At 61.4% G+C, this 13531-nt stretch carries 15 protein-coding genes; 10 read left to right on the forward strand and 5 right to left on the reverse strand.

The window, feature by feature from the left end; all coding sequences use genetic code 11:
• Positions 1–2 precede the first annotated feature (2 nt).
• The 4 genes from atuD to ppnP all read left to right on the forward strand — a co-directional run bounded on the left by atuD (position 3) and on the right by ppnP (position 4245).
• Positions 3–1160 carry a citronellyl-CoA dehydrogenase gene (atuD, locus tag ACIPQ1_RS25915; RefSeq protein WP_446535019.1) on the forward strand — a complete coding sequence of 386 codons (1158 nt, stop codon included), beginning with the start codon at positions 3–5 and terminating at the stop codon, positions 1158–1160.
• A 131-nt stretch (positions 1161–1291) separates the two neighbouring features.
• On the forward strand, positions 1292–3262 hold the full coding sequence (locus ACIPQ1_RS25920; protein WP_446535020.1) for an acetyl/propionyl/methylcrotonyl-CoA carboxylase subunit alpha: 1971 nt from the start codon (positions 1292–1294) through the stop codon (positions 3260–3262).
• A gap of 62 nt (positions 3263–3324) precedes the next feature.
• Entirely contained in the window at positions 3325–3867 is a 543-nt protein-coding gene (locus ACIPQ1_RS25925; RefSeq protein ID WP_250962337.1) for an exonuclease domain-containing protein, read from the forward strand.
• Between the two features lie 93 nt (positions 3868–3960).
• Positions 3961–4245, forward strand: a complete 285-nt coding sequence (ppnP, locus tag ACIPQ1_RS25930; protein ID WP_014337306.1) for a pyrimidine/purine nucleoside phosphorylase — start codon at positions 3961–3963, stop codon at positions 4243–4245.
• A gap of 231 nt (positions 4246–4476) precedes the next feature.
• Here the strand turns inward: ppnP and ACIPQ1_RS25935 are convergent, their stop codons facing one another.
• Together ACIPQ1_RS25935 and ACIPQ1_RS25940 are read right to left on the reverse strand one after the other, a co-directional pair.
• Positions 4477–5286 carry an MOSC domain-containing protein gene (locus tag ACIPQ1_RS25935; RefSeq protein ID WP_250962338.1) on the reverse strand — a complete coding sequence of 270 codons (810 nt, stop codon included), beginning with the start codon at positions 5284–5286 and terminating at the stop codon, positions 4477–4479.
• Between the two features lie 71 nt (positions 5287–5357).
• Positions 5358–6281, reverse strand: coding sequence for a chemotaxis protein CheV (locus ACIPQ1_RS25940; RefSeq protein WP_053120553.1), 924 nt, complete (start codon positions 6279–6281; stop codon positions 5358–5360).
• A 479-nt stretch (positions 6282–6760) separates the two neighbouring features.
• On the opposite strand from ACIPQ1_RS25940, the gene ACIPQ1_RS25945 reads away from it, so the two are divergent.
• The 3 genes from ACIPQ1_RS25945 (at position 6761) to ACIPQ1_RS25955 (ending at position 8998) form a co-directional block, all read left to right on the forward strand.
• Positions 6761–7228 carry a hypothetical protein gene (locus tag ACIPQ1_RS25945; protein ID WP_446535021.1) on the forward strand — a complete coding sequence of 156 codons (468 nt, stop codon included), beginning with the start codon at positions 6761–6763 and terminating at the stop codon, positions 7226–7228.
• Between the two features lie 220 nt (positions 7229–7448).
• Complete coding sequence (locus ACIPQ1_RS25950; RefSeq protein ID WP_250962385.1) at positions 7449–8342, forward strand: sensor histidine kinase; 894 nt, start codon at positions 7449–7451, stop codon at positions 8340–8342.
• A complete protein-coding gene (locus ACIPQ1_RS25955) occupies positions 8339–8998 on the forward strand; it encodes a response regulator (protein ID WP_250962340.1) in 660 nt (219 codons plus the stop codon). The genes ACIPQ1_RS25950 and ACIPQ1_RS25955 overlap by 4 nt, the downstream gene beginning before the upstream one ends.
• Here ACIPQ1_RS25955 and yegS read toward each other — a convergent pair.
• Positions 8982–9899 carry a lipid kinase YegS gene (gene yegS / locus ACIPQ1_RS25960; protein WP_434571509.1) on the reverse strand — a complete coding sequence of 306 codons (918 nt, stop codon included), beginning with the start codon at positions 9897–9899 and terminating at the stop codon, positions 8982–8984. The two genes, ACIPQ1_RS25955 and yegS, sit on opposite strands and share 17 nt — an antisense overlap.
• A gap of 309 nt (positions 9900–10208) precedes the next feature.
• Between yegS and ACIPQ1_RS25965 the strand changes: the two genes are divergently transcribed.
• Positions 10209–10517 carry a hypothetical protein gene (locus tag ACIPQ1_RS25965; protein WP_446535022.1) on the forward strand — a complete coding sequence of 103 codons (309 nt, stop codon included), beginning with the start codon at positions 10209–10211 and terminating at the stop codon, positions 10515–10517.
• Between the two features lie 59 nt (positions 10518–10576).
• Here the strand turns inward: ACIPQ1_RS25965 and ACIPQ1_RS25970 are convergent, their stop codons facing one another.
• Both ACIPQ1_RS25970 and moaB read right to left on the reverse strand, forming a co-directional pair.
• Complete coding sequence (locus tag ACIPQ1_RS25970; RefSeq protein WP_411387485.1) at positions 10577–11764, reverse strand: molybdopterin molybdotransferase MoeA; 1188 nt, start codon at positions 11762–11764, stop codon at positions 10577–10579.
• A gap of 22 nt (positions 11765–11786) precedes the next feature.
• Positions 11787–12326: a molybdenum cofactor biosynthesis protein B gene (gene moaB / locus ACIPQ1_RS25975; RefSeq protein ID WP_250962343.1), complete on the reverse strand. Its 540-nt coding sequence runs from the start codon at positions 12324–12326 to the stop codon at positions 11787–11789.
• Between the two features lie 78 nt (positions 12327–12404).
• On the opposite strand from moaB, the gene mobA reads away from it, so the two are divergent.
• Together mobA and ACIPQ1_RS25985 are read left to right on the forward strand one after the other, a co-directional pair.
• On the forward strand, positions 12405–13007 hold the full coding sequence (gene mobA, locus ACIPQ1_RS25980; protein WP_411386892.1) for a molybdenum cofactor guanylyltransferase MobA: 603 nt from the start codon (positions 12405–12407) through the stop codon (positions 13005–13007).
• A 75-nt stretch (positions 13008–13082) separates the two neighbouring features.
• On the forward strand, positions 13083–13304 hold the full coding sequence (locus ACIPQ1_RS25985) for a YgdI/YgdR family lipoprotein (RefSeq protein ID WP_003199454.1): 222 nt from the start codon (positions 13083–13085) through the stop codon (positions 13302–13304).
• Positions 13305–13531 lie beyond the last annotated feature (227 nt).

A 13531-nucleotide genomic window follows, 5' to 3' on the forward strand; every position in this document is an offset into this window, starting at 1 on the left:
GAATGATCTTCACCCAAGAACATGAAGCACTGCGGCGCACCGTTCGCCAATTTGTCGACCGCGACATCAACCCCTACGTCGACGAATGGGAGCGCGCTGGACGTTTCCCCATCCACGGGATTTTTCGCAAGGCCGGCGAGCTGGGCCTGCTGGGCATTTCCAAGCCAACGGCATTCGGCGGCATGGGCCTGGACTACAGCTATTCGATCGTCGCGGCCGAGGAATTCGGCACCATTCATTGCGGCGGCGTGCCGATGTCCATTGGCGTGCAGACCGACATGTGCACCCCGGCCCTGGCCCGATTCGGCTCCGATGAGTTGCGTGACGCATTCCTGCGCCCGGCCATTCGCGGTGAACAGGTGGGCTGCATCGGGGTTTCGGAAGTCGGCGCCGGTTCCGACGTCGCCGGGCTCAAGACCACCGCGCGCAAGGACGGCGACGACTACATCATCAACGGCAGCAAGATGTGGATCACCAATGCGCCGAGCGCCGATTTCATTTGCCTGCTGGCCAACACTTCGGACGACAAGCCCCACGTCAACAAATCGCTGATCATGGTGCCGATGGACAGCCCCGGCATCAGCCTCGGCCAGCACCTGGACAAACTCGGCATGCGCAGCTCGGAAACCGCCCAGGTGTTTTTCGACGACGTGCGCGTGCCACAACGCAACCGCATTGGCCAGGAAGGCGCCGGGTTCATGATGCAGATGCTGCAATTCCAGGAGGAACGCCTGTTCGGCGCGGCCAACATGCTCAAGGGCCTGGAACAGTGCATCGACAGCACCATCGCGTACTGCAAGGAACGCAAGACCTTCGGCACGGCCCTGATCGACAACCAGGTGATCCACTTTCGCCTGGCGGAACTGGCCAGCGAGATCGAATGCCTGCGGGCGCTGGTCTACCAGGCCACCGAGCAGTACATCCACGGCCAGGACGTCACTCGGCTGGCGTCCATGGCCAAGCTCAAGGCCGGGCGCCTGGCCCGGGAAACCACCGACAGTTGCCTGCAATATTGGGGCGGCATGGGTTTCATGTGGGACAACCCGGTCGCCCGGGCCTATCGCGACGTACGGCTGGTGTCCATCGGCGCCGGTGCGGACGAGATCATGCTGGGCATCATCTACAAGCTCATGGGGATTTTGCCGGGGAAGAACAAGTGAGTGCTCAGTCTGCAAAACCGCCATCGCGAGCAGGCTCGCTCCCACATTGGACTGTGTTCACCCTCCATTGTGGGAGCGAGCCTGCTCGCGATGAGGCCCGGACAGACAGCGCAAAAACCCAGGAATGACCCATGCCCACCTTCAGCAAACTCCTTGTCGCCAACCGCGGCGAAATCGCCTGTCGCATCCAACGCACCGCCCAGGCCCTGGGCTACCGCACGGTGGCGGTGTTCAGCGAGGCCGACGCCGATGCGCTGCACGTGCGCATGGCCGATGAAGCCGTGCTGATCGGCCCGGCCCCGGTGCAACAGTCCTACCTCAATCCCTTGGCCATGCTCGACGCAGCCCGGCGCAGCGGCGCCGACGCGATCCATCCCGGCTACGGCTTTCTTTCGGAAAATGCGGGGTTCGCCCAAGCCTGCGAAGAAGCCGGCATGGTTTTCATCGGCCCCAGCCCCCAGGCCATCGACCTGATGGGCAGCAAGCGCCGCGCGAAAATTGCCATGCTCGCAGCCGGTGTTCCCTGCATCGCCGGTTTCCAGGGCGCGGCCCAGGACGACGACACGCTGCTACGCGAAGCCGAGCGCATCGGCTACCCACTGATGATCAAGGCCAGTGCCGGTGGCGGCGGTCGCGGCATGCGCCTGGTCCAACGCGCCGAAGACATGCTGGAGCAATTGCGCAGTGCACGCTCGGAAGCCTTGCACGGTTTTGGCAGCGACGAGTTGATCCTCGAACAGGCGTTGATCGATCCACGGCATGTGGAAGTGCAGATATTCGGCGACCATCACGGTCAACTGATCCACCTGGGGGAACGGGACTGCTCGATTCAGCGGCGCCACCAGAAAATCATCGAAGAGGCGCCCTGCCCGGTCATGACCGCCGACCTGCGCCGGGCCATGGGCGAGGCGGCACTCAAAGCAGGGCGTGCTGTGAATTACGTCGGTGCCGGGACCGTGGAATTCCTGCTCGCGACGGACGGTCGATTTTACTTTCTGGAGATGAACACACGCTTGCAGGTCGAACACCCCGTCACCGAGTTGATCACTGGCCTGGACCTGGTAGCCTGGCAGTTGGATGTCGCCGCCGGCAAGCCGTTGCCCTTGCGCCAGGATCAAGTGATGTTTAGCGGCCATGCCCTGCAAGTGCGGCTGTACGCCGAGGACCCGGCGACGGATTTCCTGCCCCAGACCGGGCGGTTGATCGGCTGGGCGCCGCCGATACAGGACGGCGTGCGGATCGACCACGGCCTACTGCAAGGCCAGGTCATCACGCCATTCTACGATTCGATGCTGGGCAAACTCATCGTCCACGGCGCCACCCGCGAAGACGCCCGGCGCAAATTGCTCCGGGCGGTGGAAGATTGCGTGCTGCTGGGCGTCCAGAGCAACCAGCGCTTGCTCGCCGGCTTGCTGGCGCACCCACGCTTCATCGACGGCGACTTCGGTACCGGTTTCATCGGCCAGCACTTTGCCAATCATCCCGCACTACTGCCCATTGAGCCCTCCACCGAACAACTGGCCATCGCCACGGCGGCGTTTTATCAGGCCTCGCAGGCACGGCATGCACCCGGCCTGGGCGGGTGGCGCAACAGCGTCGGCATGGCGCGGCATTTTCGGATTGGCGTCGGGGAGCGCGACTGGACGCTGAGCCTTGAGGCCGAAACCGACGGGACATTGAACATCCGCAGTGCCGAACGCCTGGTCGAACTGAGGCTGCTCGACGTTGACGCCAATGGCGCGTCGCTGATGATCGATGGGATTCGCCAGCGCCAGGCCTGGCGCCTCGATGGCCACGACCTCTGGCTGTCCACCCGCCCCGGCGGCCTGCACCTGCAAGACCGGACCCTGGCTCCGGTCGCCGCCAAGGCCACCACCAGCGACGGAACGCTCAAGGCGCCCATGGACGGCGCCATTGTCGAGCTGCTGGTCAGCGAAGGTAGCCCGGTGCGCCAGGGCCAACTGCTGATGGTGCTCGAAGCGATGAAAATGGAGCATCCACTCATGGCCGGCGTCGACGGCGTGGTCAGGCAATTGCAGGTCAAGCGCGGTGACCAAGTGAAAAACCGTCAGGTTTTGTTGCGTGTCGAAACAGCCCACTAGTCGGATGCCCGGGGTTTGACTACGCTCAAACCCATCAGCACGCCGATACCGGGAACCCTGCAATGCCTCACTGGCTGGTGATTGATCTGGAGGCCACCACCGACGAGGGTGGCTGGCCGGTAACCGAAATGGAAATTATCGAAATCGGCGCCACGCTGGTGAATCGTGACGGCCGCGAAGTGGATCACTTCCAGCGCTTCGTGCGGCCCCTGAGACGCCCGCTGCTCACGCCTTTTTGTCGCGAACTGACCCATATTACCCAGGCCAATATCGACAGCGCCGAGCCCTTGACCGAAGTCTGGCCGGCGTTCGAGCGCTGGCTGGCGCCGTATCATCCGAAGCTGGAAAGCTGGGTCAGTTGGGGCGACTACGACCGCAAGCAACTGCTGCAGGAATGGCAGCAACAGCAGTTACACAGTGTCCTCGGCCAAGTGCCGCACATGAACCTCAAGCAACGCTTCGCCAAGGCCCGTCGGCTGGAACGACCGCTGGGGCTCAATGGCGCACTGCAACTGGCGGGCCTGCAATTCTGCGGTCAACAGCACCGAGCCCTGGAAGATGCCCGCAATACCGCGCGATTGTTGCCCTTGGTGCTGCCGGGTTGAGCGGTGTCCGCCACCCGGCGCGGCAGATGACGAATGTTGCAGCCTTGTGCATACTGGCCGGCCTTTTTCAGCCCCTTTTTCGAGGAATCGCCCATGTTCAAAGTCAACGAGTACTTCGACGGCACCGTCAAGTCGATCGCTTTTGGCACTGCCGAAGGCCCAGCGACCATCGGCGTCATGGCTCCGGGCGAATATGAGTTCGGCACGGCCCAACGGGAAATCATGCACGTCGTCTCCGGCGCCCTGACCGTGAAGCTGCCCGACAGCACCGACTGGGAAACCTTCGAGGCCGGCAGCCAGTTCAATGTACCGGCCAACAGCAAGTTCCAGCTCAAAGTGGCTGTCGACACTGCCTATCTGTGTGAGTACCGCGGCTAAGCCGACGAACCACCAGAGATGCTCCCCTTTTGGGGACATGGTTAACCCTGTGGCGAGGGAGCTTGCTCCCGCTGGACGCGCCAGCGTCCCCTACGATGTGATGACTGAAATGCGGGGGCCGCTTCGCAGCCCAGCGGGAGCAAGCTCCCTCGCCACAAAAGCTAAAGCGGTTGCGTGATAAACAAAAATGCCCGTGTCCAATGACACGGGCATTTTTATTCACGGATCTTTTTATTCGAGCACTTCAACCGGCATGCCGACTTCAAGCCGACCGTTGCTGTCGTTGACGAGGTTCTGGCCGAACATCGCGCCGTCCGGTGTCGAACGGTATTGCTGCAGCGTGGCAAAGGGTTCGCGATTCGGATCGCGCTCGCCGGTTTGCGGATCGACCGTGGTCATGATGCACCGCGAGCAAGGCTTGACCAGCCGGAACTCCACCTCGCCGATACGAATGCGCTTCCACCCGTCCTCGGCAAACGCTTCGCTGCCCTCGACCACCAGGTTGGGACGAAAGCGCAACATGTCCAGCGAACGACCGACCCGACTCGACAGGTCCTGCAACGAGGCCTGGCCAATCAGCAACAAGGGGAAACCATCGGCAAAGGCGACCTTGTCGTCGTCCTTGCCATAACCGGCTGCGGTGGTGCGCGCCAGCTCCACCGGCACATGCACCAGCCGCGTAGGGTTGCCGATGAATTCACTGACCCAGGCCGCGGCCTCGTCACCGGCGTCCGGCACACGCAAGGTGTCACGCCAGATGATCACACCGCGCCGCTGCTCTTCCTGGGCAGGTGGCAACGACACGTCGATGGCACCATGGCCAGGCGCACTGAGCGTCAGCCCCCCCGCCTCGTTCCACAAGGCCGAAAGCTGGCTCATCTTCGCTACGGCGCGCTGGGTCAGGAATCGCCCCGTGCCCTCGTCCACCAGCATCCAGCGCCGATCGCCGTCCAGCCCGAGCTTGTCCAGGCCGATTTCCGACAGGGGCTGGCCCTTGCCGGACTTCAACGGATACCGATACAGCGCGCTCAGCCGCAACATGCTCAACTTCCCCAGGGGCAAAAAAATGCCACCTTATACGAGCCGGCCATTGAAGCAAACCACCATCGGTTTCAGTCGAGCATCAACCGCTGGCGCACGACATCGACCAGCTTGTCCGGCTGGAATTTGGAGAGAAAGTTGTCGCAGCCGACCTTCTTGACCATCGAGTCGTTGAAGCTGCCCGACAGCGAGGTGTGCAGAACGACATAGAGTCCGCGCAAGCGCGGGTCGTTACGGATTTCGGTGGTCAGGCGGTAGCCGTCCATTTCCGGCATTTCCGCGTCGGTGAAGATCATCAGCAATTTATCGGTCATGACCTCGCCGGTATCGGCCCAGGCCTTGAGCATGTTCAGCGCCTTCAGGCCGTCGCTGGCAATGTGCATTTTCACGCCCAGTTGACCCAAGGTGTCGCGCAGTTGCGAGAGCGCCACATTGGAGTCGTCCACCAGCAACACTTCGCGACCACGGGCACGTTCCAGCACCGGATCTTCGAGTTTGTCACGAGAGACCTTGGCGTTGTACGGCACGATTTCGGCCAGGACTTTTTCCACGTCGATGATTTCCACCAGCTGATCGTCCACCTTGCTGATGGCCGTCAGGTAGTGCTCGCGGCCGGCACTGGTCGGCGGCGGCAGGATGGCTTCCCAGTTCATGTTGACGATGCGATCGACGCCGCCCACCAGGAATGCCTGCACCGAACGGTTGTATTCGGTCACGATAATGGTGCTGTTGGCGCCCGGCACCAACGGGCGCATGCCAATGGCCTGGGACAGGTCGATCACCGGCAGCGTCTGGCCGCGCAGATTGACCACACCGCACACGAACGGGTGACGTTGCGGCATCAACGTCAGCTTCGGCAGTTGCAGGACTTCCTGGACCTTGAACACGTTAATGGCGAACAGCTGTCGACCCGCCAGGCGAAACATGAGAATTTCCAGGCGATTCTCACCCACCAATTGGGTTCGTTGATCTACTGTGTCGAGAATGCCGGCCATCGGTGACTCCTGGGCTTGTTCGGATGAATCCAATAAAACAGCTATCGGCGGCACGAGCCGAATCTTGACCCCAGATAAAATACAGCGTGGGGAATTGATATCACATTAACATCATGCTTTACTGGCTTCACGATTTCATTCCCCGTTTTTCCCGCTGCGCGACTCCGGTTTGCGCACTAAGTTCCCCTGCCTAAGGGATTCCCCTAGGCACAATCAGGTCCAACCTGATATTCCCGCTTTCCAATAGCCATTAATGTGACGCCATTCTCATTGCTGAACGGAGTCAGGCTTTTGTGCGCGACCACAGGACATCGGACCTGCTGCCTTTCGGCCGATCCCATCCGTGCAATCGTTTGCGAACTCGCCTTCGCGCAACGGCGCGGGCGTGTCGTCGTGCGTCCGCCCGCGGTCGTCCTTGAGATCCAGCCGTTCGCCATACGCGGTTTCCTTTCGCCTGACATGATGTTGTGGAGATAAGCATGCCGAACGATCGTAGAAACTGGAATCAACGTCTTCCCGAATTTCTGATCGAGGCCGAGACGCTGCTGGCCAAGTCGGAGGAATGCCTGAGCCATCTGCAATTGATCAACAACGACAAGGACGCCATCGATTGCATGCTCAGCACCTTGCTGAAGCTGTCGAACAAAGCCAATGCCCTGGCGCTGGAAGCCGTTTCGGAGTTTTCCCTGCACATCCATGGTTTGCTCAGCCACGCGCAAAACATGGAATTACATGATCAGGCCCTGGAAGCCTTGAAGGACTGCTTCACCCTGATGGCCTGGCAATTGGAGCTGGTCGATCACACCACCGGCCAGTTGGGTCTGGACAGCAGCGAGCAGACCTCCTTGATTGAGGCATTCGCTTTCCAGGTAGGCCAAAGTCCCGGCCAGGCATTGGCCGCGTCACGTTCATTGGCGTTGGTGTCCTACCCCCAGAAACAAGCCTGATCTGATGGCAATTAGCCTGCGCTTTAGCCCGTTCACGGCACCATGCCGAGCGCGACCCACGATAGGCGAAGTGGTACTATCTCCTGCGTCAGCCACTTCAAGACAGCGCCGTAAAAGCCGCCGACCGAAGCTGCCTTCGACCTGAAACGTTTACCCGACCCGGCTTGTCAGATGCGCTGACCGGCCTGCCCGCAGCGAACATTCATTGGCTCCATCCGCTATGCACGCCAGCCTCAAGTCATTTATTACCTGGCCTCCTTCCCGAGATAACGCCCGTCGCTTCACATTACTATTGTGCATCTGCTCGACCCTCGGCTGCCTGCTGGCCTACCTGTACGCCCACACGGTGCCGCTGGGCCTGCTGGCCCTGAACGTCGCGGCCTTGAGCTGTGTCTGGATCCACCATCGATTGTCGCGCAAATCCATCAAGTTCCAGCCCCAGGAGCTGGCCGACCGGCTGCTGGAGGTCCAGGAGAATGAGCGCCATCGGCTCAGCCGTGAATTGCACGACGACATTGGCCAGTTGCTGACCGCGGCGAAACTGCAAGGCGAATGGCTCAAGCGGCGGATGCCGGAAGAATTGCAAGACCAGTGCGCACTCCTGTGCGAGACCCTGGACGAAACCCTCAACAAGGTCCGTAATGTATCGGCGATCCTCAATCCGCGGGAACTGACCAGTCTCGGGCTTGAAGCCAGTCTGCGGGCGCATCTGCTCAAGACCCTGGCCAACGCCCCGGTGAAGTGGAGCCTCGATTGCCAGCAGCGCATGACGGGCATCCCGGAGGAGATGTCGGTGGCGGTGTTCCGGATCACCCAGGAAGCGGTCACCAATATCTTGCGCCATGCCCGGGCGACCAATCTGCTGGTACGCCTGCAACGCTTGCCCGACGGCCTGACCCTGCTGATCAGCGACGATGGCCTGGGTTTTGCGCCCGCCAGCCACCCCGCTCGCGAAGGTCAGCGGGGCATGGCCGGCATGTCGGAGCGGGTCGAACAATTAGGCGGCACCCTCAAGGTCATCAGCGAGGCCGGCAAAGGCACGCACATCGAAGCACGCTTTCCCTGGGCGCCGCGTGCCCTGGAACGAGCCAGTAAGAATAAGGTTCTCCTTTGATTTGTAATTTGCTTCTGGTAGATGACCACTCCCTGATCAGGGCCGGCGTACGAGCCCTGGTCATGGATATCCCAGGTTATGCCGTGATCGGCGAAGCCAATGACGGCACGCATTTGGTGGCGTTGGTAGAGCGACTGAACCCCGACATCGTGCTGCTGGACATTTCCATGAAGGACACCAGTGGCCTGGACGCGTTGCAGCAGCTCAAGCGGGTGCGCCCCCACAGCAAGGTGCTCATCCTGTCGATGCATACGGATCCGGCGCTGATCATGCAGGCGCTGGAATACGGAGCCCATGGCTATCTGCTCAAGGACACCACCGCCACTGAGCTGAAACACGCCCTGGAGGCGCTGCGCAACAACGAACGCTACCTGAGCCCGGCCATTGCCCATACCGTGATCAACCAGGCGCTGACCCGTGTCCAGAAACATCAGCCGGACCCAGCCCAGACCCATAACCTGACCGCACGCCAATTGGAGATCCTGCGGCTGATCGTGCGCGGCAAGTCCACCCGGGAAATCGCCAACGGCCTGAACCTGAGCATCAAGACCGTGGAAACCCACCGGGCGCAAGTCATGAAGCGCCTACAGATCCATGACGTGGCCGGCCTTGTGCTGTTCGCGGTGCGCGAGCAAATCATCAGCCTGGACGATTGAGCGCCGTCGCGCCGCCCAACAGCGGCGAATCGGACGGCAGGTGCAGCCGCAACGCCTTTGGGCGGACAGTGAAGCGCAGGGTATCGACCTGCAACGGCTCGCCATCGAGATTGATGTCCAGGCCTTGCGCGACCTTGATCTCCACCCAGGGCAAACGCGCGCGGACAAACATGTTGTCGATGCCCAGGCCGCCCGCGAGCAAGTCCTTCAAGGTACTGACCACTTCCTGGGGCGCCGGCAGGATGCTGATGTCCAGCAACCCATCATCCGCCAACGCCTCCGGGCACAGCACATGGCCTCCCCCCGCCTGCCGGCCGTTACCGATGCCCAGCGCGAGCAAATCGCCCTGCCAGTGGAAATCGGGCCCCTGCAGCTCACCATAGGCGGCACTCAGCTCACTGAATCGCGACAGGCCCGTGAACAGATAGGCAGCGCCGCCCAGGACCTTCTTGAGGTCCTCGGAGGTGTTCGCCGTCACCTGGCTGCCGAAACCACCGGTGGCCATGTTCAGGAAAATCCGCCCGCCGACTTCGCCCACGTCAACGGCCCGCGGCGCAACGTCCAATAAATCCATGGCTTGCGCAGGTTCCAACGGCACACCGGCCGCCCGGGCGAAATCGTTGGCCGTGCCCAGCGGCAACAGGACCAGGCTGGCATCGCTGGACTTGTGAGCGATCGCCTCGGCGATATCACGCAAGGTCCCATCACCGCCGCCAGCGATCAGTCGCGTATATCCGGCAGCCAGCGCTTCATCGACCCAGCGCTGGGCATCACCGGCTTCCCAGGTCAACCGTACCGCCAGGTCCCAGCCCTGCTCGCGCTTGAGCATCACGGCCGAGCGAACCTCTTCGTTGAGCGCTTGCTTGCCATGCAAAATCAACAGCGCCTTGCCTTTGCTCATCGTGGTCTCCGTCATTGGAAGGTTCAGGCATGAGACCGCTCATTCGAGCGAAAAAGCCCAGTGCACCCCATTATTTTAAAAGCGCAGGACGGCTCGTCCGATCAACATGCCCTGATTCGAAGAGTTTTCTTACAGGGTCTGGCGAATCAGCTCAATTGACCCTCCAGCGGTATTGAGACACCTTGGGTTCATGTTTTGCTGGATCGCTTAAACCTCATCACACAAGGAAGCATGCTCCCATGGATGGATACGTTACGGCCCGCAGGGGCCGGATCACTCGCTCGAACAGTTATGGGGATGGACCGTCCCATGCATAACCGTGAATACAAGCTGTCTCCCCGGCAGCTCGCGTCCTTTGGAAGCGGGCAGGCCGATACTCGAAACGAATGCAAAAGTTGCAGTAATCCCGTTGGAGGAATTGATTTGGAACCGCGCGTCGTTGAACTGGAAACCCACCTCAAATACATCCGCAAAGACATGGATGAAATTCGTACCGACGTCAAGGTGATCCGCCACAGGCTGGCCTATTCGGCCGGCGCCGCGGCGGTGGTGCTCGGCCTGCTGGGCTGGGTCGCCAACAACCGATTCGATCAGCTGGTGATGCTGCTCACGCGATAAGGTGAGGCGCGCAACGGCCCGAGCGTCCCACTCGGGCCGGAGAACACCTGGTAGGCATGCTAGCCCAGGACTTCGCTCAAGGGGATGAAGCCCACTTCGTCACCCTCCACCAGCATCTGTCCCTCAAGCACTTCGACCAATCCTTCGGCCCAGGCCGCGCTGCGCAGGACCCCCGAGCTCTGATTCCGGTAGATGACCGCTCGACCATTCTCCATGCGGCCTCGCAGGTATTCTCGGCGACTGCCCGCCTTCGGCCAGGCGAAACCGGCCGGCACCTTGAACTTGAGCGGCGTCACCGACTGAACGCCTTGGCGTCTCAACAGGTAAGGCCTTGCCAGCAGTGCGAACGTCACGAGGGTCGACGCGGGATTTCCAGGCAGGCCTATGACCGGCACGCCACGGTAATGCCCGAACGTCAGCGGCTTACCTGGCTTGATGGCGAGCTTCCACAATGCCAGCTCACCGTCCTCACGCAAGGCGATGCCGAGGAAGTCCGCTTCCCCCACCGAGACACCACCGGTGGACAGGATCAGATCGACATCCGACAACTGCGCCAAGCGCTCGCGGGTGGCCGGCAAATCGTCGGGCAGGATACCGGCATCAAGCACCTCACAACCCAGGCGTTGTAGCCAGCCACACAGCAGCACGCGGTTACTGTTATAGATCTGACCAGGCCCCAGTGCCTGGCCGGGCTCGACCAGCTCATCACCCGTGGACAGAACGGCGACGCGGACCTTGCGCACCACGTCCAGCGATGCACAGCCCAAGGATGCCGCCAAGCCCAGCTCGATCGGCCCCAGGCGAGTGCCGGCAGAGAGGACCTGCTCGCCAACGGTGGTCTCCTGTCCTTGAGGACGAATGTTCTGTCCACTGACCATGGGCTCGGTAAACCGCACCCGCTGGTCGCTTTCGACCACGGCGTTTTCCTGCATCTCGACGCAATCAGCGCCGGCAGGAACTGGCGCCCCCGTGAAGATCCGCGCGCACGTGCCAGCGGCCAGCGGCTCCGGCGCCTGCCCGGCAAAAATCCGCTGGCTGACCACCAACGGCTCGCCGCTCCAGTCCGCCAGCCGCAAGGCATAACCGTCCATGGCGCTGTTGGGCCATGGCGGCAAGTCAAGGGTCGATATCAGGTCCTCGGCCAGCACTCGCCCTGATGCTTCGGCCAAAGGCAAACGCTCGCGTTGGACAATCGGTGTGCTCTCCGCCATCTCGAGCAGCCGCGCCAAGGCTATCTCAACGGCCATCAAGGCGCCGGCCTTGCCCGGTTTACCCACGGGATTCACAAGGGGCTGCCTGTTTCAAATGAGCCACAAAGTTACATGGCCGATGCCGCACATCCAATTGTTCGGCCAGGATCCCATCCCATCCGGTACGCACCGCGTTGGTCGACCCTGGCAGGCAACATACCAGCGTGCCATTGGCCAGGCCGGCCAGCGCACGGGACTGCACAGTGGAAGTGCCGATGTCGGCCACGGATATCTGCCGGAACAACTCGCCAAAGCCATCGACCTGCTTGTCCAGCAGGCACGTGACGGCTTCCGGCGTGCTGTCACGCCCCGTGAAACCGGTGCCGCCGGTGATCAGCACGACTTGCACCACGTCCTCGGCAATCCAGGTCGCGACTTGTGCCCGGATCTTGTACAAATCATCTTTGAGCAGGACCCGTGCCGCCAGGTTGTGACCCGCCTCCGTGAGCCGATCGACGAAGACCTGCCCGGACGTATCGGTTTCCAGGGTACGGGTGTCACTGACTGTCAGCACCGCGATATTGAGCGGCACGAAAGGTACATCAGCCTTGGCTTTCATAGGCTCGTCCAGTTGTGAAGGAAACAGCCCGGTGTTATATCACAGCGCTTCATTTTTTCGCCCGTGCGGAGACACGCCATGACCTCGGAAACGCCACTGCCATCCTGCTCCATTCTGCTCCTGGCGGGCGGGCGCGGACAACGCATGGGCGGCCAGGACAAAGGGCTGGTGCAATGGCAAGGCGAACCGCTGATTGCCCATCTTCATCGCCAGACCCGCGACATGAGCGATGACCTGATCATTTCCTGCAACCGCAATGCGCAACGTTATGCGCCGTATGCCGATCAGTTGGTGCATGATGAGGAAGGCGATTTTCCCGGGCCATTGGCGGGCATCCGCGCAGGTCTCAAGGCCGCGAGACACCCGTATCTACTGGTGCTGCCATGCGACGTGCCGCAAATCGACGCAAGCCTGCTCGACAATATGCGCAGGACGGCCAGCTTGCACCCCGACCAACCGTTGATGGTGCGCCACGGCGAGCATTGGGAACCGCTGCTGTGCGTCATCCCGTTGACCCTGGCAGCACGCTTCGAACAAGCCTGGAGCGAAGGCGAACGCAGCCCCGGCCGCATCATGCGCGCGCTGCACGCCGTTGCCTTGCAATGCCCTCCCGACGATCCGCGGCTGGCCAATCTGAACACCCCGGAACTACTGGCTCGACATAAAGGCGTGTCAGATTGACACTAGCCAGGAACTTGCGCGCGATGTATACGTCTGAAGGTCAGTAACTTGAAGAATCCATTTCGGAGAAACACCATGACACAACGGACCCTCGCCACGTTCATGCTCGCCCTGGGCCTCGCCACCCTTGCCGGGTGCGCTTCGCCAACGGTGATCACCTTGAATGACGGTCGCGAAATCCAGGCCGTCGATACCCCACATTACGATGAAGAAAGCGGTTTCTACGAATTCGAACAACTGGATGGCAAGCAGACTCGCGTGAACAAGGATCAGGTTCGTACCGTTAAGGATTTGTAATCTGTAGCGCTGCTGCCCGATGTTGCTAAAAACCGGCGCTTCCTGAAGAGGGAAGCGCCGGTTTTTTTTGGGGCTTGGTTTTGGGTTCTGGGATAGCCGACCTGGTTCTTGGTGAGACCGTGTTTCCCTGCGGGAGCGGGTTTGCTCGCGAAGGCGGTGTGTCAGTTTGCGGTGATGTTGGAAGGGCCGGCCTCTTCGCGAGCAGGCTCGCTCCCACAGGTTGTGCG

Source organism: Pseudomonas sp. LARHCG127, from assembly GCF_052871455.1.